Origin of the sequence: Actinacidiphila oryziradicis, from assembly GCF_005047355.1 — a bacterium.
In the GTDB taxonomy this organism is placed as follows: Bacteria; Actinomycetota; Actinomycetes; order Streptomycetales; family Streptomycetaceae; genus Actinacidiphila; species Actinacidiphila oryziradicis.
The window spans coordinates 14,954-36,261 of the sequence record NZ_SUMC01000042.1 but is presented as its reverse complement, the minus strand read 5'-3'; the positions used below and the strand labels follow the sequence as shown (position 1 = coordinate 36,261).

Sequence of the window (21,308 nt, the reverse complement as noted above, 5' to 3'; positions counted from 1 at the left end):
CAGCGATCACTGCCGGACCGGTACGGGCCGCATCTCCACGGTCCGTCCGCTCGGACCGGTCCGAAGCGGATCCGGCGGCTTGGCTCGAAGTGACTTCCATGCGATGTCCCGGTGCAGAGAATGGGAAGAATGCGAAGAATCTCCCCCCACCCCACCGTACTCGTGCCACCCCAGTTACTCGCAGGCCGGGCGGTCCTCAGAAGTAGGCGGCGCCCGTCACTTCCGCGACCGCCGAGCCGGCTGTCGCATCGGCCAGCCAGGCACGGAACGCGGCCAGCTCCTCCTCCGGGACACTCAGCTCGATCGTCACCTGCGACCCGTAGCGGACCCCGTGCACCGCGCGCCCGGCCGCCCGCAGGTCGTTCTCCAGTTTCCCGGCGCGCTGGTGGTCGACTGCCACCGTCACCTGGGCGAGCTTGTGCCGCTCCACGGTCCCGAGCTCGTCCAGGGCAGCCGAGACGGCTCCGCCGTAGGCCCGGACCAGCCCTCCGGCGCCGAGCTGGATGCCGCCGTAGTAGCGCGTCACCACTGCCACGACATCGCGGACCTCGCGGCGGAGCAGTACCTGGAGCATCGGTGTGCCCGCCGTGCCGCCGGGCTCGCCGTCGTCGCCGGCCTTGTGGACGCGGCCGTCGGCGCCGATCACGTAGGCGAAGCAGTTGTGAGTCGCGCCCGGGTGCTGCCTGCGGATCCGCTGGATGAATTCCCGGGCCGCCTGCTCGCTGCCGGCTGGGGCGAGAGTGCAGAGAAAGCGTGAGCGCTTGATCTCGCTCTCGTGCGTTCCCTCGCGCCCGACCGTCACATACCGTTCCGCCATCCGGCCAGCCTATGCCGGGCGGGGCGGGGGAATGGACCCGGCCGCCGCCCGGTTGAGCCGGAGCGAACCGGCCCACTTTGAACCGGCCCATCCACCAGAAGGAGTCACGACGTGTACGGCGACGCGGCGACGGTACGGAAGATCCTGACGGAGTCCGGGGACACCTGGGCGGTCGTCGGGCTGTCGAACAACCAGGCGCGGGCGGCCTACGGGGTCGCGGCGGTGTTGCAGCGGTTCGGGAAGCGGGTGGTACCGGTGCATCCGAAGGCGGAAACGGTGCACGGCGAGCAGGGGTACAAATCGCTGGCGGAGATTCCGTTTCCCGTGGACGTGGTGGATGTGTTCGTCAATTCGGACCTGGCCGGGGCGGTCGCGGACGAGGCGGTGGCGGCCGGGGCGAAGGCGGTGTGGTTCCAGCTCGGCGTGATCGACACGGCGGCGTACGAGCGCGCCCGGGCGGCCGGTGCGGACATGGTCATGGACCGCTGCCCGGCGATCGAAATTCCCCGGCTTGGCTGAGCCGCAGGCCGGGCAGGCGGCACGGGACCGCAAGTCCCCTCACCCGCCGCCCGGTTCGGCGATCAGTGCCGTGCCGACGCGGCGGAAGCCCAGCCGGGCGTAGATACGGGCCACGTCCCCGTCCCCGGCCGACAGGAAGACCGTCCGTACGCCCTGTGACCGGGCATCGGCGACGAGTGCGGCGGTGACCTCCAGAGCGAGGCCGCGGCGCCGGGCGGCGGGGAGGGTGCCGACGGCGACGATCTCGCAGGTGTCGCCCACCGGGTTGTGCTGGCCGGCGCACAGGGCCGTGGTGCCGTCGACGGCCGCCGCGAAGACGGTCAGGCCGAAGCTGATTCGGGCGGTGGCACGCTCCAGCGCGGCGCTGTTCGCATGGACCGGCACCGCCGCGGCCAGTTCGGCCGGGCCCGCGGTGCCGATGCGGGTGCCGGGGCTGGCGAAGGCGAGGTGGGGAAGGGCGAGCGCGGTGGGCAGCGCGGGATCGTCGGCGCCGAGGATCCGCACCGACAAGCCGTCCGGCCGTGGACCTGGGTCCTGGGTGGGCGCTTGCGGATCGAGGACCATCAGCGGGTGCTCATGGACCACCAACCCCGTTTTCTCGACGGCGGTGCGGAGCGCGGGCGCGCTCTCGGCGACCCATTCGAAGCACTCCGGGACTCCCAGTTCGCGCTGCCGGTAGCGGACCCGCTGCACATCGGCGGCGGTCACCGGGCCGGGACGGTCCAGGGCGGGCCGGGCGTAGAAGGGCCAGCCTTCGCCCTGGCGTACGAACAAGGTGAGCGGACCGTGCTCCTCGACCCGGGCGCCCAGCCGCGGCACGGCGTCGTAGTACTCCTCCAGGCGTCGCAGCGGCGATGTCATACGGGCAGCCCCAAACCCTCGATGACGACCGCGCCCGGCAGGGCGGCCAGCGCCTTGCCCGGCACGATCAGCTTGCCGCGGCGGCGGCCGCTGCCGATGACGAGGTGCGGGGCGTCCGCGACGGCCGCGTCGATGAGCAGGGGCCAGCCCGGGGGCAGGCCGATCGGGGTGATGCCGCCGTATTCCATACCGGTCTCCCCGACCGCGGTGTCCATGGGGGCGAACGACGCCTTGCGGGCGCCGAGCCTGCGCCGTACCGCTCCATTGACGTCGACACGGGTGGTGGACAGCACCACGCATGCGGCGAGGGTGACGTCCTGGCCGCGTCTCCCGGCCACGACGACGCAGTTCGCGGACTTGTCGAGCAGGTCACGGCCGTACGTCTCGGCGAAGACCGCGGTGTCGGCCCGCTCGGGGTCGGTGTCCACGTACAGAACCTCGGGCGTGAGGGCGGCGACGACGGGCGGCGGGAGGAGGCCGGAGCGGTCGGTGGCGGGATGGGCTTCGTCGAAGTCGCCGATGGGTGCGCGCATACGCAGGACGCTAACAAACAGGGCGTCAGCGTGGTGGCGGGATGGCGACGTCGGGGCTGGACAGCTCGGTCACCGGCACCGGCGACAGGGTGCGAAGCGGAGGGTGCCAGCCGGATTCCGGGTCCCAGCGGCGTACGATCCGGGCCGGAGCGCCGGCGACCACCACATGGTCCGGGACCTCGCCGCGTACCACGGCGCCGGCCGCCACGACGACGTTGCGCCCCAGGCTCGCGCCGGGCAGTATCACCGCGCCCGCGCCGAGCCAGCTGCCGGAGCCTATCTCGACCGGGGCGGAGCGCGGCCACTGTCTGCCGATGGGCTGGTCGGGGTCCTCGTAGGAGTGGTTGTCGCTGGTGACGTAGACATACGGGCCGCAGAAGACATCATCGCCGAAGACCACGGGCTGCGAGGCCACCACATGGCTGCCCCGGCCGAGCACCACGCCGTTCCCGAGCCGGAGTACCGGATCAGGCCCGAGGTCGAGGCCGGGCCACATGCCGACGGTGAGGGTCACCTGCTCACCGATGACGCAGTGGTCGCCGAGGTGTATCCAGGGCTCACCGAAGACGGTGCCCTGCGGGAAGGCCAGCCGGGTGCCAGGGCCTATCCGGCCGAAGCGGAGCAACCCGGGGCGCTCCGCGGTGATCGCGCCGGCCTCCTGCAGACGGCGCCAGCCGAGATGCAGCAGGCGGGACGCGGTGCGGCGGCGCCAGGCCGCCCAGGAGGAGAACAGGTTCTCGTTCTTCGGCACCCGCTCACCGTACAACCCTCCTACTGTCGCACTTGCGTGCGACCCGGCGACCTGACTCAGCGGTCGTCACTCACAGACAAGTCCCGGTGCTGAATCGCCAGGTCCACATACACCGCAGCATTCAACTTGATGCCCTCCCGCTCCTCATCGGTCAAGCTCCGCTTGACCTTTGCCGGCACCCCGGCCACCAGCGAACCTGGCGGCACCTGCATTCCCTGCGGAACCAACGACTGGGCAGCGACCAATGAGCCTGTGCTGATGCGCGCACCATTCAAAACCGTGGCACCCATGCCGATCAGGACATCGTCCTCGACCGTGCAGCCGTGCAGGACCGCATTGTGCCCGACGGAGACTCGCTCGCCGATCGTGACCGGAAAGCCGGGATCCACATGCACGGTGCAGTTGTCCTGGATGTTGCTCTCTGCGCCCAGGACGATCTGGCCACCGTCGGCCCGCAGCACAGCCTGGTACCAGACACTCGATCCCGCGGCCATGACGACGTCGCCGATCACGACGGACGTGGGGGCCGTGAACGCCTCCGCTGCGACCGTCGGCTCCTTCCCGCCCACTGCGCAAATCAATGCCCGTCGTGCCATCTCCAACTCCTTGCCTCTGCTGTGTGTGTAGGCCCCCGGCGGCTGGGCAGGCGGCATCCGGTCTAGGCGACTTTGTCCTCGGCCCCGGCTTCGGCCCCGAGATCGTCCTGGATCGCCGGGCCGGCTTGTTTCCGCCGTACGATCAGCGTGGACGCGAGGCCGACCAGCAGCGCCGCCACCAGGCCGAGCCAGGAGAAGCGCTTGAGCCATGCGTCGGCGACCACGCCAACGTAATAGACGACAGCGGTGGTGCCGCCCGCCCAGATGACGCCGCCCATGAGATTGGCGGTGAGGAACTTCCAGTACCGCATTCTGAGGACACCGGCCAGCGGCCCGGCGAAGATCCGCAGCAGGGCGATGAAGCGCCCGAAGAAGACCGCCCACATCCCCCACCGCTCGAAGGATCGCTCGGCGGAGGCGATATGAGCGGACGAGAAGTGTTTGGGGAATCTACGGCCCAGCTTCTCCAGCAGGGGCTTGCCGCCCCTGCGTCCGATGACGTAGCCGATGGAGTCGCCCATGACGGCCCCGGCGGAGGCGCAGGCGCCGACGATCCAGGGATTGACGTGCCCCTGCGAGGACAGCAGCGCCGCGCTGACCAGGACGATCTCACCGGGCAGCGGGATGCCCAGACTCTCGACCGCGATGACCAGCCCCACCAAGAGGTAGATGCTGATCGGCGGGATGGTCCCGAGCCATTCCTGGACGTCCAAGGCCGCTCCCTCCCCTGAGATGATTGGGGACGAGCGTATCCGACGCGCCGGACCGCCTCGGTCCTCCTGCCGGTGCGGCCATGGAGGGGCCCGCGTCAGCTGTTCGGGCGGAGGGTCCAGACAACCGTCATCTCGCCGGTGACCGCCTCATCGTCCCGCTGGATGGCGATGGCGACCGGGAACTCGGGACGCAGGCCGGCGTCGAGTTCGGCGACGACATCGGCGACCGGACGGCCCAGGGTCGCGGTGGCGGTGACGGGGCCCTTGGCGAGCTTCTTGTAGCCGATCTCGGCCCGTACGGCCAGGGGCACCGCACGCGTGAGATGGTCACCGAACGCGGCGAGGACGATGGCGCCGCTCGCGGACTCGGCCAGGGTGAACATGGCCCCGGCGTGCGGGCCGCCGAGGTGGTTGTGGAAGGCGGCCTGGTCGGGCAGCCGGACGACGGCGCGCTCCGGCGTGGTCTCCAGGAACTCGAGGTTCAAGGTACGCGCCATGGGGACCGTGGCGGCGAGCATCTCGCCGATCGACATCTGGGCAGGAGTCATGAACGGCATGTTACTCACGAGTAGGGGAGATCGGCCACCCCCGGTCGGTGTGAACCCCGCCTGACGCGAGATCAGCCGATACGGCGCTGTCCGACAGCTGGCTGTCCGAAATGGAGTGGCAGCGGAACGTCATCGCGGCGATAGTCCCCGGGTGACTTCCTTGTCCGTGTTCCGGCTGCCCTCGTGGGCGTCGCGCAATTTCCGTCTGCTGACCGCCGCCACGGTCGTGACGAACCTCGGCAATTCCGGGGCCATGATCGCGGCCGCGTTCGCAGTGCTGGAGTCCGGCGGCAGCGGCACGGATGTGGGCCTGGTCGCCGCCGCGCGCACCGCACCGCTGGTGGTGTTCCTCCTGATCGGCGGGGCGATCGCGGACCGGATCCCGCGCAACCGGGTCATGGTCGCCGCCAATGTTCTCAACGCCGCCGCGCAGGCGGTCTTCGCCGCCCTCGTCATCTCCGGCAGCCCTGCCCTGTGGCAGATGGCGGCGCTGTCAGCCGTGGGCGGCACGGCGTCCGCCTTCTTCGGCCCCGCCTCCGAGGGCATGCTGCTGGCGACGGTGGAGCGGGAGCACGCGGGGCAGGCCTTCACCGTGTACCGGGTGGGCATGAACGGCGCGATCATCGGAGGCGCCGCGCTGGGCGGCGCCCTGGTCGCGGCGATCGGCCCCGGCTGGGTGCTGGCCGTGGACGCGGCCGGGTTCGCGGTCGCCGCGCTGCTGCGGGCCTTCCTGCGGGCCGGCGACATCCCCCGGGAGGATTCCGGCCATGGCATGCTGCGGGAACTGCGCGAGGGCTGGCGGGAGTTCGTCTCCAGGCGGTGGCTGTGGAGCATAGTGGCGCAGTTCTCGGTGGTCAACGCGATGTTCACCGCTGTCGAGGCGGTCTACGGCCCGCTGATCGCTGATGAGCATCTGGGCGGCGCCGGGCCGTGGGGCGTGGCAGCCGCGGCCTTCGGCGTGGGCACTGTGCTCGGCGGCCTTCTGATGCTGCGTTGGAAGCCGCGCAGGATCCTGCTCGCGGGCACGCTCGGCGTTTTTCCCTTCGCCCTCCCGCCGATCGCACTTGCCCTGCTCCTGCCGACGCCGGTGCTCACCGGGGCGATGTTCGTCAGCGGTCTGTCGATCGAGGTGTTCGGCGTGGCCTGGATGATCGCGCTGCACCAGGAGATCCCCGAGGACAAGCTGTCCCGGGTCGCCGCGTACGACATCCTCGGCTCGGTCTCGTTGACCCCCCTCGCCGCGGCCGCCGCCGGTCCCACCGCCGGCGCCATCGGCATGTCCGGCGCGCTCTGGGGCTGCGCCGCCCTTACGGTGCTGCTGACCGGCGCCGTACTCCTCGCCCCGGAGGTCCGCCGGCTGACCCGGGCCGAGTCGCGTCCGGAACCGGGACCGGGCCCGGATCCGCTGCCCGCCGCTCAGCCGACGCTGAAGGCGCCCTCCGGAGGCTCGGGCGAGGGCACCGCGTCACTGTCGTAGACCGGCCGGGCCCCGGCCGCGAACCGCGTCAGCGCCGTACCGTGCACGACACGCGCGGGAAATGCGTCGGCCGCCGCCTTGCGGGCGAGTACGTCCAGCGGCAGCCCGGCACGGCTCGCGACCAGCACGGCATTACCGAAGCGGCGGCCTCGCAACACGCCCGGCTCAGCCATCAGGCACACCTCTGCGAAGACCCCCCGCACCGTGGCGATCTGGGAACGGAGGAAGGCGAACGGGGCCGAGTCGGCGAGGTTCGCCAAATACAGTCCGTCCGGCCGCAGCACGCGGGCGGCCTGCGTCAGGAACTCCTGCGAGGTGAGGTGCGCGGGCACCCGGGAACCGCCGAACACGTCCGCGACCACCACATCCGCCGAACCGCTCGGTGCCCGCTCCAGCCAGGCCCGTGCGTCCTCGGTGTGTACGACGATCCGGACAGCCCCGTCCAACGGGAGATGCTCAGCGACCAGCGCCGCCAGCTCCCGGTCGGCCTCCACGACCCCCTGCCGGGAACCGGGGCGGCTCACAGCGAGGTAGCGCGGCAGGCTCAGCGCACCGCCGCCCAGGTGCAGTACATCGAGCGGCACGCCCGGCGGCGCGGCGGCGTCGAGCGCATGCGCCAGACGGCGCACGTACTCGAACTCCAGGTAGGCCGGATCGTCAAGGTCCACGTACGACTGCGGGGCTCCGTCGACGGTGAGCAGCCAGGCACGCGGCCGGTCGATGTCGGGCAGCAGCCTGGCCGTACCGAAGTCCACGGCACGCGTCACCGGTATTGCTTCCACCTGCCCATTCTCGCAGGGCCCCCGGCCCGGCCGGACCGGCGTCCTCGCCCAGGTCCTGTCCGGGGATTCGCCGGGCTGTAGGCGGACCGACAGGGTCCTCGGCTACTCTCCTGAGGATGCTCGACACTCCCCCCGCCCGCGCCACTCGTGCGTTGCTGTCGCCCTGGGCCCGCTTCGCCCTGCTGGTCGCGCTGCTCGCCGGCGGCGCGGCGTCGGTACTCGTCTGGGAGCCGCAGCGGCTGCTGGCGAACGGCTGGCCGGCGACACAGCTTTCGGGTGCCGCGGCCGTGGTGCTCTTCGGGCTGGCGTACGGAGTGTGCGCCACCGCCTTCGTGCCGAGGCCGTTGCTCAATGTGGCGGCGGGCGCTCTGTTGGCCGCGCAGGCCGGACTGGCGGCCGCGCTGGCCGGCACGGTGCTGGGCGCGGGGCTCTCCTTCGTACTGGGCCGGGTGCTGGGGCGGGACGCGCTGCGGCCGCTGCTGCGCGGCCGGTTGCTGCTCTCGCTGGACGGCCAGTTGAGCCGGCACGGCTTCCGCAGCATGCTCGCGATGCGGCTCTTCCCGGGTGTGCCCTTCGCCGCCGCGAATTACGGTGCCGCGGTGTCCCGGATGGGCCTGGCGCCCTTTCTGCTGGCCACGGCGCTGGGTTCGGTGCCGAACACCGCCGCTTACGTCCTCGCGGGCAGCCACGCCGCGAGTCCGGGGTCGCCGGTGTTCCTGTTGGCCATGGGGTTCATCGCGGTGACGGGGGTGTTGGCGGCCGGAATCGGTTGGCGGGCCCGGGGCCGCCGCGCGCGACAGAGCGCAGCCGCCCCTGTGCGGGCGTAGGGGGGTAGGGGCGCAGGAACACAGCCACGGCCGGGAGCGCGCAGCCCCCGGCCGTGGCCAAAAGCGCCGGTCAGACTCCGGGGACCGGCCGCATGGCCGGCCGTGCGGCGGGCAGGCCCAGCAGCGACCCGGCGGTCGCCGAGGCCGGCGGCTGCTGCTTCGGCACGGCGGCGTAGCCGCCGGCCAGGCCGCTCAGCGGGAGCCGTGCCCAGGACCGGGCCAGGTCGATGGTGACCTTCGGAGTGGTGTCGGCGGGGTCGATCAGCCCGGCGTCGGTGCCGGCGACGATGAGGGCGAGCCGGTGGCCCGCCTGGATCACATGATCGGTGGCGGCCAGCTCGAAAGTGATCCGGTAGGCCTTGCCGGGGGTCAGCGCCTTGCCCTGGCCGAGGTCGGCCCAGCCGCGGCTGACCACCTGGTAGTCCACGTTCTCGGTGTCGGCGGCGGTGTCGAGGAAGCAGGCACTGTCGTAGGCCGTGCTGTCTCCGTAGCAGGAGCGGGTGGTGAGGGTGGTGATGCCTTCCTCGTTACCGAGGTAGTTGCGGATGGTCTGCGGGCCGAGGTCGGCCAGGACCGCCGACACATGGGCGCTGGTCGTCGACGAGGAGGCGGTGAGGGTGACGGAGCTGCTGCCGGAGAGCCGCAGGTCCTTGGTGAGGGTGCCGGTGCTGAACGCGGTCTTGGCAGGCGTGGAGGTGTCCGCGGCGGCGGCCCAGTCCTCCTCCCACAGTGCCGGGTCGTCGGTGAAGGACTCGGTGCTGCCAGGTGTGGCCGGGGCGGGACCCAGGGTGCCGACGCCCGGCGTGGCGCCTGAGGACAGGCTCAGTGTGGTGTCCGCGGTGCCGGCCGGGGGCCAGGTCCGGTCGGTCGTCCAGTGGTCGGGGCTGCGCTCGATGTCGGCGGCCGGTTCGTGGTCGATGCCGTTGGGCACGCCGAGCAGGTAGTGGTCGAACCAGCGGTGGAGCGTGTCCACCCACTGCGTACGCCGGTAGTCGAACGGGTCGACGTGGCCCGTCTGCGACAGCCACACCTTCCGTTCGACGCCGTTTCTGGCGAGCGCGTCCCACCACTGTCCGAAGTGCTTGGTCCGGACGTTGAGGTCCTGCATGCCGTGGACGGCGAAGACACTCGCGCGGACCTTTCCGGCGTCCTTCACGTAGTCACGCTCGGACCAGAAGCTGGTCCAGGCGCCGCTGCGCGGAGCACCGTCGACGATCTTCTGCTGGACGGCGGCGCAGCGGGTGCGGGCGCCGGCGCTCTCGACGTAGCCGGAGAGCCAGTCGGGGCCGGAGTCGTAGAGCGCGGCACCCTGGGAGAAGTAGTAGTCGTACCAGGAGCTGATTCCGCCGATCGGCACGATGGTCTTCAGGCCCTTGACCCCGGTGGCCGCGACGCCGTTGGCGATGGTGGCGTCGTAGCTCTTGCCGATCATCCCGACCGAGCCGGTGGCCCAGGTGGCCTTGACCGCTGTGGCTCCGGTACGGGTGCGGTAGCCCTTGGCCCTGCCGTTCAGCCAGTCGACGACGGCCTTCGCGGACTGGATGTCGGAACGGCCTCCGACGTCCACGCAGCCGTCGGAACGGTCGGTGCCGGCCAGGTCGACGAGGACGGACGCGTAGCCGCGCGGCACGAAGTAGTTGTCGTAGAAGAGCGGAGCCTGAAGGATGTTGCCGCTTGCGTCGTAGGTCTTCGTCTGGCTCTCGTTGCCGCGGCCGCAGCAGGAGTAGTAGGGGCTGGCGTCCATGATCACGGGAACTCTGCGGCCGGCCTCGGCGGGCTCGCTGGGGCGCACGATGTCGACGGCCACCCGGTCGGTCCTCCCGTCCCCGTCCCCGTCGAGCCCGGTGTCGACCCACACCGCTTCGCGGATCGCGTCGGCGTAGGAGTAGTCGGGTTGGCTGAGTTCTTGCCGTACGGTTCCGCTGCCACGCGCGGTGGCGTGGGCGGCGGTCGGCGCGGTCAGCAGGACGAGCAGGGCGGTGACCACGACCGCTACGACGGATTTCCAGTGGATGCGGGCATCCCGCGCGTGAGAGAGCACGGGCGGACGGTAGCGGTTGGCCGCGCCATGCCAACAGGGGGTTACCGGACAAGATGCGGAACCGGTGGGCCCGTTGTGCCGCGTGAGTCCGGCGGGCCCGGGGTCCGGTGCGGTGCCGGACCCCGGGCCCGCAGTCACGGAACGGACCGTTCCGCTAATTGCAGTAGCCCGCTGGCGCCAGGTTCTTCACATAGCGCGCGGCCACCCAGCCCGGCTTGGGGCCGCCGAGCGGATACCACAGGTCGTTGCCGTCCACCTTCTGCCCGTGCGTCTTGCAGTACAGCGGGACGACCGTGCCGGGAGCGAAACCGCCCAGGAACGTGGATTTGGACGTCGGTTCGGACCGGATGCTCAGGGTGACGCGGGACACGACCTTGCCCTGGGGCAGTTCGGCTGCGGCAGCCGCCGGAGCGGCGGCCAGCGCCCCCGCCCCGGCCAGGACGGCGACAGCCCCCGTGGCGGCCACCCGGTGCCCGATGTACGACAAAATGTTCATACTGCTCCCCGTATGGTGCTTTGTGTCACGTACGTCGTATATGACACTTCAGGGCCGCCAATGGTTGCACACGACTCCAGCGGCTGCCCTCAGCCGCTGCCTTGAGCGCCTGTCAGCGGCCGCCCAGGTCCCTGCCAAGGCCCGCCCTGCGCAGCGCGTCGGCCATGGCTCCGCCTGCCGGGGCCGGGGCGCCGCCGCCACGGGACTGACGGGGCGGAGTGCCCCGGCGGTCGCCGCCACCGCGCGGACCGCGCTGCTCCGTACGCTCCTTGCCGTCCGCACCGTCCCTGGCGTCCTTGCTGCCTTTTGGAGCCGCTTCGTCGTCCAGCCGCAGCGTCAGGGAGATCCGCTTGCGCGGGATGTCCACGTCGAGGACCTTGACGCGGACGATGTCGCCTGGCTTGACCACATCACGCGGGTCGCTGACGAAGGTTTTGGACATCGCCGAGACATGCACCAGACCGTCCTGGTGGACGCCGACATCGACGAAGGCGCCGAAAGCGGCGACGTTGGTGACGACACCTTCCAGCACCATGCCCGGCTGGAGGTCCTTCAGCTGCTCGACGCCCTCCTTGAAGGTGGCTGTCTGGAAGGCCGGCCGCGGGTCACGCCCCGGCTTCTCCAGCTCGGTGAGGATGTCGGTGACGGTCGGCAGTCCGAAGGTGTCGTCGACGAACTCCTGCGGCTTCAGGCTGCGCAGCACCTGGCCGTTGCCGAGCAGCGCCTTGACGTCGGTGCGCGCCGCGGCGCTGATCCGCCGGACCACCGGGTATGCCTCGGGGTGCACGCTGGAGGCGTCCAGCGGGTCGTCGCCGTCGGGGATGCGGAGGAAGCCGGCGCACTGCTCGTAGGCCTTGGGTCCGAGCCGGGCGACGTCCTTGATGGCTTTGCGGGTCCGGAAGGGGCCATTGGTGTCTCGGTGGGCCACGATGTTGGTGGCCAGGCCCTCCGTGATGCCGGAGACGCGGCGCAGCAGGGGCGCGGAGGCGGTGTTGACATCGACGCCGACGCCGTTCACGCAGTCCTCGACGACGGCGTCGAGGGAGCGGGAGAGCTTCAGCTCGGACAGGTCGTGCTGGTACTGGCCGACGCCGATCGACTTCGGGTCGATCTTGACGAGTTCGGCCAGCGGGTCCTGGAGGCGGCGGGCGATGGAGACGGCGCCGCGCAGCGAGACGTCCAGCTCGGGGAGTTCGGCGGAGGCGTAGGCGGAGGCGGAGTAGACCGAGGCGCCTGCTTCGGAGACGACGGCCTTGGTGAGCTTCAGGTCGGGGTGGAGCCTGATGAGGTCGGCGGCGAGCTTGTCGGTCTCGCGGGAGGCGGTGCCATTGCCGATGGCGATCAGGTCGACATCGTGGGCCTTGGAGAGCCGGGCCAGGGTCGCGATGGACTCGTCCCACTTGTTGCGCGGCACATGGGGGTAGATCGTCTCGGTGGCGGTGACCTTGCCGGTGGCGTCGACGACGGCGACCTTCACGCCGGTACGGAAGCCGGGGTCGAGTCCCATGGTGGCGCGGGTGCCGGCCGGGGCGGCGAGCAGCAGGTCGCGGAGGTTGGAGGCGAAGACACGTACCGCCTCGTCCTCGGCCTCCTGGCGCAGCTGGACGCGCAGGTCGATGCCGAGGCGCACCAGGAAACGGGTGCGCCAGGCCCAACGGACGGTGTCGGCGAGCCATTTGTCACCGGGACGGCCGCGCTCGGTGACGCCGAAGCGGTGGGCGATCGCGCGCTCGAAGCTGGAGGGCCCGTCCACGGGCTCCTCCGGCTCCATGGTGAGGTCGAGGACGTCCTCCTTCTCGCCGCGCAGCATCGCCAGCACCCGGTGCGAGGGCAGCTTGGTGAAGGGCTCGGCGAAGTCGAAGTAGTCGGCGAACTTCGCGCCCGCCTCCTCCTTGCCCTCCCGTACCTTGGCGACGAGGCGCCCCTGCGACCACATGCGGCTGCGCAGCTCGCCGACGAGGTCGGCGTCCTCGGAGAACCGCTCGGTGAGGATCGCCCTGGCCCCCTCCAGGGCGGCGGCCGGGTCCTCCACGCCCTTGTCCGCGTCGACGTAGGAGGCCGCCTCCGTCTGCGGGTCCAGGCCGGGGTCGGCGAGGAGACGGTCGGCGAGCGGCTCCAGGCCGGCTTCGCGGGCGATCTGCGCCTTGGTGCGGCGCTTGGGTTTGAACGGCAGGTAGATGTCCTCCAGGCGCGCCTTGGACTCGGCGGCGAGGATCTGCGCCCGCAGCGCGTCGTCGAGCTTGCCCTGCGACTCGACGGACTCCAGGATCGCGGCCCGCCGCTCATCCAGCTCGCGCAGATAGCGCAGCCGCTCTTCCAGGGTGCGCAGCTGCGCGTCGTCGAGAGTGCCGGTGGCCTCCTTGCGGTACCGGGCGATGAAGGGCACGGTGGCCCCGCCGTCGAGCAGGTCGACGGCCGCCTGTACCTGCCCTTCCCGTACACCGAGCTCCTCGGCGATCCTGCGCTCAACGGACGTCGTCACGATGTACTGACCTGCTTTCTCGCTGGACTGTCCGGTGCATTATCGCCCAGCCTGGCCCAGCGGCGCCGCGCTCCTCGCCGACGGGGGCGGCTCAGTCCAGTTTCTTCTCGAACCAGTGGTCGGCGTACTCGCCATTGTTATAGGCGGGGATCTCGGCGTAGCCGTGCTTGGCGTACAGGCCGCGGGCCTCAACCAGGTCCCTTCGTGTGTCGAGCCGGATCACCGACACTCCGAGAACATCGCGGGCGGCCAGTTCGGCCGCTGCCAGCAGCTGCCCTCCACCGCCGGTGCCGCGCGCGCCGGGGCGTATGTAGACGCGGGTCAGCTCGGCGGTTCGCGTGTCGAGGACGCGCAGGCCCGCACAGCCCGCGGAGCGGCCGTCGTACCACCCCACGAGGAAATGCCCGGTGGGCGCGGTGAGATCGTCGCTGGTGAATTCCTCCACTATCGCGTCCAGTTCGGCGGTGGTGACGGGGCGTCCGTAGTAGCGGCCGGCGATGTCGTCGTAGTACTGCCTGATCAGGGCGGCCGACTCCGGGTGGCCGACGGGGAGGGGGGCGACCTCCCACCCTTTCGTTGCGTTCACACACGGCATCCTGGCAGGGACCTTGACTGCTCCGGGAGCCATTTTTCCGTCCCCTGCGTATCAGCAGGTATCGGGAATCGGGGGATTTTGACATGACAAACTATCTCGGGGTCACGACCGAGCAGACGACGAACGACATCATCGTCTTCGACCAGGACGCCGACTGGGCGACAGCCGGAGCGGTGAAATGGCGGTGGAGCGCACCCGGCGGTGCCGGGACGGTGTGGGACAACCTCTCGGACGTACGGATGCGCAGCACGCGGGCGTACGGGCCGGTGGTGCTGGTGGCCGCGTCGGGCGGCTGGGTGGGCATGCTGCGGCGGGACTCCAAGAAGGTGGTGTGGCATGCCGTCCCCGGCGGCAATCCGCACGCTGTCGAACGGATCGCCGGCGGGGTCATCGTCGTCGCGAGCAGCGCTTCCGGCGAGCTGCGGCTGTACGCGGACTCCACGCACACGGAGCCGTTCCGGACCATCGCCCTGGAAATGGCACACGGTGTGCTCTACGACCCGGCCCACAGCTGCCTGTGGGCGATCGGCCACCAGCACGCACGGGTGCGTCCACCAAGCTCACCGTGCACAGCCGCACCGCCTTCAAAGGCACTGGTCATGATGTCCAACCGGTGTACGGGGAACCGGACGGTCTGTGGTTCACCGACTCCTACGGCGTGTACCGGTTGGGCATCAAGGCGAACGAATACCACGAGGTGGACGGCACCAACGGCGTGAAGGCGTATGTCAGCCAGCCGTCCGGGATCCGGGTACGGGCCAAGGCCGACAACGCGGGACCCCGTGCCTGGGGCGGCCCGACGATCGACTTCTTCGACGCCGGGGGGAAGAAGGCGTTCTCCCTGACCCGCCCGGGGGCGGAGTTCTACAAGGCCCGGCTGTGGATCCCGTCCTTTCACTGATGCGTCATCACCTGCCTGTCACCCCCTGTCACCGGGGCAGGTCGAGAGCGGGGTTGCGGTCGAAGAACCCGGTGGGCTTGAGGGTGAAACCGCTGTGGTCCACGGGCATGACCGGCCAGTCCTCCAGCCGGGGCACGTGGGTGGGGCCGAAGGTGTGCCAGAGGGTGAGTTCGGTGTTCTCCAGCGACTCCCCCGCCGCCGTCCACTCGGGGATGCCCGCGCCACCGGCGTTCTGGTTGGGGTATTCACCGGCCGGATACCGCCGGTCGGGACGGTAGCGGGTCACCCAGAGGTGTTTGGTGCCGTAGGTGACGCGCTTGGCGACCGCCGAGTCGGGCTGCGCGAGCAGTACCGGGCCGGGCTGCGGGGTGAGGGTGTAGGCGACCGGCTGCCCCATCCGGTTGAGCGAGCCCGGGTTGGTGATCCGCCAGCGGCGGCCCGCCGCCGGGTCGGCCAGCCGTCCGCCGTCCGCGCTGTCGGTGATGGGGGTGGCCCTGGTGGTGAAGGAGTTGCCGTTGGGATTGTCCGGGCCGGTGGGGACGGGAACGATGTCGACTTCCTCGACCGTGTTGTCCGGGCCGTCGACGGCCATGTCGAGGCGTACCGAGAAGAGGTGCTGGTGGAAGGGAGCGAGCAGGCCGGGGGCGACCTCGGTCCCGTACGCCGAGCCTTCGCCCGGCAGGACGGCGGTGGTCTGGACCACGCCGGTTGACTTGGCCTCGAAGCCGACGGTGCCGTCCTGGTGGAAGTACCAGTAGAAACCATAGGTGTAGTGCCCGACGGTCGCGATGTAGGAGACGACCAGGCGGCGCGAGCGACGGCTCTCGGCAGCCATCTCGTTGAAGATGTCGGTGTGCTTCCAGAGCAGCCCGTGGTCCTCCTCGTGGATGCAGATGACGTTGAGGAGTGTCTCGGGGTTGCCCAGGTCGTCGGCGACCACGGCGTCGAGGTAGCTGATCTCGCCGAGGCAGTCGCAGCCCAGCCGTAGCGCGTTGGCGTTGCGGCCGAGCGAGTACTCCCCCGCGTCGAGGAAGGTTACCCAGTTGCGGGTCTCCTCGGTGTCGGCGTACGCCACCGCCATCTCGCCGAGGGACGCGCGGTGCAGCACCGGGCGCTCACGGTCGCCGTCACGGTGGGTGACGCGGTGCAGCACCAGCCCCTCACGGGCGTTGAAGTCGACCCGGAAGCTCCAGTTCTGCCAGCTGAGGAGGTTCCCGGCGAGGGCGAAGGAGGGGCCTTCGGGCTGGCTGATCTCCAGCGGGCGCAGATCGGTACGGACCGGACCGTTGAACTCGGTCTCGCAGCGGCCGCATTCGGCCGGGACCGGAACGACTCCGGTGTCGATGAGCCGGATGACCCGGCGTTCGATCACATCGACGTCGGCGACCAGGCCCGCCACCGGGTGCGCCCAGCAGCTGTCGTCGGCGCTGCAGCGCGTCCAGGTCAGTGCTCGCGCCAGCCGCGCGCCGGGCCGGTCGTCGAAGGTCAGGGCGCCCGCGCCCAGGGGGCCCGCGATGGCCAGCGTGGTGTCGGTGATGCCGCGCGCGGCCATCGCCTCGCGCCACCCCGGGTCGGCCTTGCAGACCGCGTTGACGATCTCGAACTCCTCGAAGGTCACCGGCGGCTGCCCCTCCACCGCCACATCGAGCTCGCGGAACGAGACGACAACGCCCGCGGTGACATCGACCAGGGCCTCCGCGCAGACCCCGGTCGCGGAGTCCAGGAGGGTGGCCCGCAGCCGCCGTGCCACCGGGTCGCCGTCGAGGTGGGCGGCGGCGACATGCCGGTCGGGCTCGTCCAGCAGCACCAGCGGGAACCGGGTCGACCCGGCGACCTTGCCTGCTTCCATGAGGATGCGGCGGGCCGCGCTGATCTCGTCGGCGGACAGCGGGTCGAGGGGGTGGGGGGCGGCGGCCGCGGATTCGGTGTGGCAGCGGGACGACATGAGGCAACTCTTCCGTACGTGCTGGAAAAGGGGAACGGCCCGCCGCCGCGCCGGGAGGCAGCGGCGGGCCGGGATCACGTGGCGGCGCTGTCCGGGGCGCCGGGCCCGCCGGACGCGCGGGCCTTGGAGATCTGGACGGCCTCGTTGCCCAGGCCGATCCGTGCGTGCCGCTGGGGGTTGACCGAGCGCAGCACCAGACCGTAGGCCAAACCGCCGACGGCCGCGGCGCCGACGATGCCCGGCAGGATCCAGGTCAGCGGGGAGCCGGCTTCGGAGCCGAGCAGGACATCGAAGTCCCTGACGGTGTAGACGATAATCACCGCAAGGCCCGCACAGGCGACAGCCGAGGCGGCGATCCTCCAGGCCTGGGCACGCGCCGCGCCGCGCCGGACGAAGAAGACGATGACGGCGATCGAGGTGGTCGCCAGAAGCACCATGATGCCGAGCGCGCCGATGTTGCCCGACCAGACGAACAGCCGCAGCACCGGCGCCGTCGGGTCGCCGGCCGGCTTGCCGTCGGTGATCGCGAACACCGCGACCGCGGCCAACGAGATCACGGTCTGGAGCAGCGATCCGAACGCGGGGGCACCGGTGATCCGGTTGGTGCGGCCGAACGCGGAGGGCAGCAGGCCCTCACGGCCCATGGCGAACGCGTAGCGGGCGACAACGTTGTGGAAGCTGAGCAGGCAGGCGAACATGCCGGTCACGAAGAAGAGGTGCAGCACATCGGTGAAGCCAGTGCCCAGCCGGTCCTGGGCGAGTGTGAAGAGCAGGTTGGACCCCTGTTTCGCGGACTCCCCCACGATGTGGGACGGCCCGGTGGCGACAGTCAGCACCCACGAGCCCAACGCGTAGAACAACGAGATGAAACCGATGGCGAGGAAGGTCACCCGGGCCACCAGGATCTGCGGGCGGCTGGTCTCCTCGGCGTACACCGGGGACTGCTCAAAGCCCACGAACCCGGCGAGGCAGAGGGCCAGCGCACTGCCGAGCCCGGCGCCGCTCAGCGTACCGGGGTTGAAGGCGTGCAGGGACAGGCCCTCCTTCGACGGGTCGAGGATGCCGGAGATGTCGAAGATGACGACCATGGTGATCTCGATGACCAGCAGTACGCCGAGCACCTTGGCGTTGAGGTCGATCTTCAGCCAGCCGAGCAGCCCGATGAGCACGACCCCGCCGAGCGCGGGGATCCACCAGGCGACGGTCACATTGGCGTGTTCCGAGAGCTGGCTGGAGATCTCGAATCCGAAGAGGCCGTACACGCCGTACTGCAGGGGGGCGTAGGCGACCAGCGCCACGATGGATGCCCCGGTTCCGGCGGTGCCGCCGAGGCCACGGGCGATGTAGGCGTAGAAGGCACCCGCGTTGTGGACGTGACGGCTCATCTCCGCGTAGCCCACGCTGAACAGCGCCAGGACCACACCGAGCAGCACGAACACCAGCGGCTGCCCGACGATGCCCATGACGCCGTATCCGTTCGGCATGACACCGGCGACCACCATGAGGGGGGCGCTGGCGGCGATCACCGAGAACAGCAGGCTCGGCGTGCCCATCCGGTCCGCGCGCAGCGCCCGTTCCTCGCCTTTGAATGTGCTGATCCCGGTCGTACTACCCGTCAGCATGACTGGTCGGTCCTTCCGTTGGGGGCGATGAGAGTCGTGCGGGTCTTGAGCGTCGTGCGGGGTCCTAAGACGAACCGAGACCGAGCACAGAGCCGCGCGCGGCACGGAAGGCCTTTCCCGGGTTGAGGTCGGGGTACGCCCAGGGAGCCCGGGTGACGTACGGTCCGATCCGGTTGATCAGGGCGGCGGCCTCGGCCGTGTGCCCCTGGAAGAAGTGGGCGTGGGCCAGGAAGTTGAGGTCGACGTAGAGCCGTGGGTGGTCCCGACCGTCCCATTCGAGCCACCAGTCGAAAGCGCTCTTGAGACTCTGCCGGGCCCGCCAGGTCGTCCAGTGGCCCGACTCCGCCGGGTCGCCGGGCTTCGACCCGGCCTCGGCGAGCACCCGGTAGCGCTCGGTGTGCGCCACAACGGGCAGCACGGCGAGCGGTGAGCCGTCGGGGGCGTCTCCCGCCGCCCACTCCGCGAACTCGTAGACCTCGTGGAAGAGGGCGTCGCCGTCGCACAGTCGACGTTCCGCCAGGCAGGCCGTCATGAGGTGGTGGGCGTGGTGGTGGGTGCGATGGCGGCCCCGTACCTGGTCGAAGGCGCGTGACTGCTCGTCGTCGGTGCCGGTGTGGCGGGCGAGGATCAGAAGGCTCAGCCAGGGCGTGGGGTCGGCGGGCGCCAGCCGGGCGGCGGCGTGGCAGGCCGTGCGGGCGGCATCCGGGTCCGCCTTGCCGTTGGTGGCACGTAAGACGGTGGCGCAGGCAAGCAGCGCCGCTGCGTCAGCGCTGTCGGGCTCCGCGATCTGCCAGTCCTCCGCCCAGACGGCGGAGGACGGATTTTCGGCCAGGACGACGAGGCGGTGTCCTCGGCGGTCCCAGGTGTCACCGGTCGCGACGAGCAGCTCGCGGGCGGCGCCCCAGCGGCCCTGGGTGAGGGCGGCGCGGGCGGCGACGAGCGCGTCGTCGTCGAAAGCGGGGTCGAAGCGGAACTCATCCCGGGAACGGCCGAAACCGAGAGGGGGTGGAGGGGGCATCATTCTCGGGCTGCCTCCACGGCGCACACGTCACTTCCGGCCCGGTTCAGGGCATTCAACTGCGGTTGAGGGGGGTAAATCACCGGAGTCCGCGTGCAAGCCGTCTGCGATGTCAGGTGATCACGCATAGCCAACCGGTAGTAACCGCCCTGCTACAAGATAGGATTTGTTGTCTCGCAGTAGTCTCGTACACGCGTCCGCATCCCGGGGAACGGATCGGACAAGACCCGCACGATCGCCTGCGCAGGAGCCTCCGGGACTGGTATTCGAATCCTGCGTCTGTAACTCGTCGGGCCGCAGAGAGGAAGCGCACCATGACGCGGGAGACCGCGCAGGCTTCCACCCATCCGCTCGCCTACGTCAGGAGGAGCCGGGGCTGGAGCTACCAGGACATCGCCCGGGTGATCGCGGACAACGCCCGTGCCCTGGGTGTCCCGATGGCGGCACGACGGGAAAAGATCTGGCGGTGGGAGCACTGGGGCGTGGTGCCCGAACGGGACAGCCAGCGCGCCTTGGCCCGCGCCCTCGGCGTGCCGGGGGAGGAAATCGACACGCGGCCCTGGCCGCAGTGGCTGCCGGCGCAGGACGGGATGCCGTCCGGGCTGCCCTGGACCAGGGCGGGCAGCCTGTCCGCCCTGGCCTCCCTGCTCGACCACGGCCCCCGCGGCGACCACGACGACCCGGCCGGCCGCCCCGTCGCGGTCGGTCCGGCGCTGCACGAGGCTGTCGCCGACTGGACGGCCGCGGTGGCCCGGGGAGCCGCCCTGGACGCGGACGCGGATACGAACTCCGGTACGGACACCGGTACGGACACCGGCGCCGGAGAGCCGACGGTCCGGCCGCACCCCGGCGTCGTCGACGAACAGACCCTGTCCTGGCTGGAGTCCGGTCTCCTGGGACTGCGCCGGCTCGACGACCGGCTCGGCGGCGCCGCCGTACAGCACCGGGTCGAAGCGGATCTCGGACTCGCCCTCGGTCTGCTCCGCCACGGGCCCTACGCTCGTACGCTCGAGACCCGGCTCTTGCGGACCGCCGCCGGCCTCGCCCAGCTCGGCGGGTGGGCGGCCACCGACGCCGGACGACCCTACACGGCCCAGCGGCACTTCCTCACCGGCCTGCGGCTGGCCGACAACGCCCAGGACCTGCCGCTCGCCGCCAGTATCTGGGCCGGGCTCAGCCTCCAGGCCGTCCTTGCCGGGCGGCCGAAGGACGGCCTGGCCGCCGTGGACGCCGCCGGATCGGTGGCCGCCGCAGCCACCCGGCGTACCCGAGCGATGCTGGCCACCCGCCGGGCGCGCGCCCATGCCGGGCTCGGCGACGAGATGGCGTGCCGTAGCGCGCTGGACGAGGCCGCGCAGTTGCTGGACGCAGCAGGCACCGACGACGACCCCTTGTGGCTCTACTGGTTCGACGACGCGGAACTGGCCGCCCAGACCGGCACCGCCCTGCTCGACCTCGGGCTCGCCCATGAGGGCCGCCCCGAGTTGGAGCGGGCGCTCAAGCTGCAGAACCGGGCGTATCTCCGGGACCGCGCCATCTACTCGGCACGGGCTGCGAGCGCCCGGTTCCGGACCGGCGACCCCGACGGCGGCCACGAACTGGGCCAGGAGGCGCTGCGGCTCGCCCAGTATTGCGGCTCCCCCCGGCTGACGGCGGCCCTCAACGCACTCCGCCCGGCCGAGGACGGCTAGGCCCTGTCCGGATGTCCGCCCGTCGAGGGGTGGCGTCCGATTCGTGCGACGCGGTGAGCGTGCGTGCCCGGCCTCACAACGGGGAACACGGGC

At 70.9% G+C, this 21,308-nt stretch carries 21 protein-coding genes; 6 read left to right on the top strand and 15 right to left on the bottom strand.

What is annotated here, in order from left to right; all coding sequences use genetic code 11:
• Positions 1-196: 196 nt before the first annotated feature.
• On the bottom strand, positions 197-817 hold the full coding sequence (locus FCI23_RS32995; RefSeq protein WP_136727697.1) for a YigZ family protein: 621 nt from the start codon (positions 815-817) through the stop codon (positions 197-199).
• A gap of 111 nt (positions 818-928) precedes the next feature.
• On the opposite strand from FCI23_RS32995, the gene FCI23_RS32990 reads away from it, so the two are divergent.
• Positions 929-1,336, top strand: coding sequence for a CoA-binding protein (locus tag FCI23_RS32990; RefSeq protein WP_136727696.1), 408 nt, complete (start codon positions 929-931; stop codon positions 1,334-1,336).
• A 39-nt stretch (positions 1,337-1,375) separates the two neighbouring features.
• On the opposite strand, the gene FCI23_RS32985 is transcribed toward FCI23_RS32990, so the two are convergent.
• From FCI23_RS32985 to FCI23_RS32960, 6 genes are all read right to left on the bottom strand, one after another.
• Positions 1,376-2,197 (bottom strand): GNAT family N-acetyltransferase, encoded by an 822-nt coding sequence (locus tag FCI23_RS32985; RefSeq protein WP_136727695.1) that lies wholly within the window; start codon positions 2,195-2,197, stop codon positions 1,376-1,378.
• On the bottom strand, positions 2,194-2,730 hold the full coding sequence (locus FCI23_RS32980; RefSeq protein WP_136727694.1) for a YbaK/EbsC family protein: 537 nt from the start codon (positions 2,728-2,730) through the stop codon (positions 2,194-2,196). Before FCI23_RS32980 ends, FCI23_RS32985 begins: the two co-directional genes overlap by 4 nt.
• 25 nt (positions 2,731-2,755) lie before the next feature.
• Entirely contained in the window at positions 2,756-3,481 is a 726-nt protein-coding gene (locus FCI23_RS32975) for an acyltransferase (protein WP_136727693.1), read from the bottom strand.
• Between the two features lie 56 nt (positions 3,482-3,537).
• Positions 3,538-4,077, bottom strand: coding sequence for a gamma carbonic anhydrase family protein (locus FCI23_RS32970; RefSeq protein WP_136727692.1), 540 nt, complete (start codon positions 4,075-4,077; stop codon positions 3,538-3,540).
• 62 nt (positions 4,078-4,139) lie between these two features.
• Positions 4,140-4,790, bottom strand: a complete 651-nt coding sequence (locus tag FCI23_RS32965; protein ID WP_136727691.1) for a DedA family protein — start codon at positions 4,788-4,790, stop codon at positions 4,140-4,142.
• 95 nt (positions 4,791-4,885) lie between these two features.
• The gene (locus FCI23_RS32960) at positions 4,886-5,323 is read right to left on the bottom strand and encodes a DUF4442 domain-containing protein (RefSeq protein WP_136727726.1); all 438 of its coding nucleotides are present in this window, start codon (positions 5,321-5,323) and stop codon (positions 4,886-4,888) included.
• A 166-nt stretch (positions 5,324-5,489) separates the two neighbouring features.
• Here FCI23_RS32960 and FCI23_RS32955 point away from each other — a divergent pair, with 166 nt between their 5' ends.
• Positions 5,490-6,815, top strand: a complete 1,326-nt coding sequence (locus tag FCI23_RS32955) for an MFS transporter (RefSeq protein WP_136727690.1) — start codon at positions 5,490-5,492, stop codon at positions 6,813-6,815.
• Here the strand turns inward: FCI23_RS32955 and FCI23_RS32950 are convergent.
• The gene (locus FCI23_RS32950) at positions 6,755-7,597 is read right to left on the bottom strand and encodes a spermidine synthase (protein ID WP_136727689.1); all 843 of its coding nucleotides are present in this window, start codon (positions 7,595-7,597) and stop codon (positions 6,755-6,757) included. The genes FCI23_RS32955 and FCI23_RS32950 overlap by 61 nt on opposite strands.
• Before the next feature lie 116 nt (positions 7,598-7,713).
• Here FCI23_RS32950 and FCI23_RS32945 point away from each other — a divergent pair, with 116 nt between their 5' ends.
• Positions 7,714-8,424: a TVP38/TMEM64 family protein gene (locus FCI23_RS32945; protein WP_136727688.1), complete on the top strand. Its 711-nt coding sequence runs from the start codon at positions 7,714-7,716 to the stop codon at positions 8,422-8,424.
• 70 nt (positions 8,425-8,494) lie between these two features.
• Here the strand turns inward: FCI23_RS32945 and FCI23_RS32940 are convergent, their stop codons facing one another.
• The 4 genes from FCI23_RS32940 to FCI23_RS32925 form a co-directional block, all read right to left on the bottom strand.
• Positions 8,495-10,465, bottom strand: a complete 1,971-nt coding sequence (locus FCI23_RS32940; protein ID WP_246144279.1) for a Xaa-Pro dipeptidyl-peptidase — start codon at positions 10,463-10,465, stop codon at positions 8,495-8,497.
• A gap of 154 nt (positions 10,466-10,619) precedes the next feature.
• Positions 10,620-10,961, bottom strand: coding sequence for an SH3 domain-containing protein (locus FCI23_RS32935; protein WP_136727687.1), 342 nt, complete (start codon positions 10,959-10,961; stop codon positions 10,620-10,622).
• Between the two features lie 112 nt (positions 10,962-11,073).
• Positions 11,074-13,443, bottom strand: coding sequence for a Tex family protein (locus FCI23_RS32930; RefSeq protein WP_136727686.1), 2,370 nt, complete (start codon positions 13,441-13,443; stop codon positions 11,074-11,076).
• Positions 13,444-13,534: 91 nt separating this feature from the next.
• Entirely contained in the window at positions 13,535-14,038 is a 504-nt protein-coding gene (locus FCI23_RS32925; protein WP_136727723.1) for a GNAT family N-acetyltransferase, read from the bottom strand.
• Between the two features lie 83 nt (positions 14,039-14,121).
• On the opposite strand from FCI23_RS32925, the gene FCI23_RS32920 reads away from it, so the two are divergent.
• Together FCI23_RS32920 and FCI23_RS32915 are read left to right on the top strand one after the other, a co-directional pair.
• Positions 14,122-14,757, top strand: coding sequence for a DUF6528 family protein (locus tag FCI23_RS32920; RefSeq protein WP_136727685.1), 636 nt, complete (start codon positions 14,122-14,124; stop codon positions 14,755-14,757).
• The gene (locus FCI23_RS32915) at positions 14,736-14,939 is read left to right on the top strand and encodes a hypothetical protein (RefSeq protein WP_169317041.1); all 204 of its coding nucleotides are present in this window, start codon (positions 14,736-14,738) and stop codon (positions 14,937-14,939) included. Before FCI23_RS32920 ends, FCI23_RS32915 begins: the two co-directional genes overlap by 22 nt.
• A 28-nt stretch (positions 14,940-14,967) precedes the next feature.
• Here FCI23_RS32915 and FCI23_RS32910 read toward each other — a convergent pair whose 3' ends face one another.
• The 3 genes from FCI23_RS32910 to FCI23_RS32900 all read right to left on the bottom strand — a co-directional run bounded on the left by FCI23_RS32910 (position 14,968) and on the right by FCI23_RS32900 (position 19,527).
• Positions 14,968-16,884: a primary-amine oxidase gene (locus tag FCI23_RS32910; protein WP_136727683.1), complete on the bottom strand. Its 1,917-nt coding sequence runs from the start codon at positions 16,882-16,884 to the stop codon at positions 14,968-14,970.
• Between the two features lie 74 nt (positions 16,885-16,958).
• Positions 16,959-18,506, bottom strand: a complete 1,548-nt coding sequence (locus FCI23_RS32905; protein WP_136727682.1) for an APC family permease — start codon at positions 18,504-18,506, stop codon at positions 16,959-16,961.
• Positions 18,507-18,570: 64 nt separating this feature from the next.
• Positions 18,571-19,527 (bottom strand): hypothetical protein, encoded by a 957-nt coding sequence (locus FCI23_RS32900; protein ID WP_211265545.1) that lies wholly within the window; start codon positions 19,525-19,527, stop codon positions 18,571-18,573.
• 311 nt (positions 19,528-19,838) lie between these two features.
• On the opposite strand from FCI23_RS32900, the gene FCI23_RS32895 reads away from it, so the two are divergent.
• Positions 19,839-21,215, top strand: a complete 1,377-nt coding sequence (locus FCI23_RS32895) for a hypothetical protein (RefSeq protein WP_136727680.1) — start codon at positions 19,839-19,841, stop codon at positions 21,213-21,215.
• Positions 21,216-21,308: the final 93 nt, after the last annotated feature.

Excerpts from the sequence above, each read along its gene's own strand:
- FCI23_RS32995 (WP_136727697.1), bottom strand. The coding sequence starts at position 817 with ATGGCGGAACGGTATGTGACGGTCGGGCGCGAGGGAACGCACGAGAGC.
- FCI23_RS32985 (WP_136727695.1), bottom strand. The coding sequence starts at position 2,197 with ATGACATCGCCGCTGCGACGCCTGGAGGAGTACTACGACGCCGTGCCG.
- FCI23_RS32980 (WP_136727694.1), bottom strand. The coding sequence starts at position 2,730 with ATGCGCGCACCCATCGGCGACTTCGACGAAGCCCATCCCGCCACCGAC.
- FCI23_RS32970 (WP_136727692.1), bottom strand. The coding sequence starts at position 4,077 with ATGGCACGACGGGCATTGATTTGCGCAGTGGGCGGGAAGGAGCCGACG.
- FCI23_RS32960 (WP_136727726.1), bottom strand. The coding sequence starts at position 5,323 with ATGTCGATCGGCGAGATGCTCGCCGCCACGGTCCCCATGGCGCGTACC.
- FCI23_RS32945 (WP_136727688.1), top strand. The coding sequence starts at position 7,714 with ATGCTCGACACTCCCCCCGCCCGCGCCACTCGTGCGTTGCTGTCGCCC.
- FCI23_RS32935 (WP_136727687.1), bottom strand. The coding sequence starts at position 10,961 with ATGAACATTTTGTCGTACATCGGGCACCGGGTGGCCGCCACGGGGGCT.
- FCI23_RS32925 (WP_136727723.1), bottom strand. The coding sequence starts at position 14,038 with ATGCCGTGTGTGAACGCAACGAAAGGGTGGGAGGTCGCCCCCCTCCCC.
- FCI23_RS32920 (WP_136727685.1), top strand. The coding sequence starts at position 14,122 with ATGACAAACTATCTCGGGGTCACGACCGAGCAGACGACGAACGACATC.
- FCI23_RS32910 (WP_136727683.1), bottom strand. The coding sequence starts at position 16,884 with ATGTCGTCCCGCTGCCACACCGAATCCGCGGCCGCCGCCCCCCACCCC.
- FCI23_RS32905 (WP_136727682.1), bottom strand. The coding sequence starts at position 18,506 with ATGCTGACGGGTAGTACGACCGGGATCAGCACATTCAAAGGCGAGGAA.
- FCI23_RS32900 (WP_211265545.1), bottom strand. The coding sequence starts at position 19,527 with ATGATGCCCCCTCCACCCCCTCTCGGTTTCGGCCGTTCCCGGGATGAG.
- FCI23_RS32895 (WP_136727680.1), top strand. The coding sequence starts at position 19,839 with ATGACGCGGGAGACCGCGCAGGCTTCCACCCATCCGCTCGCCTACGTC.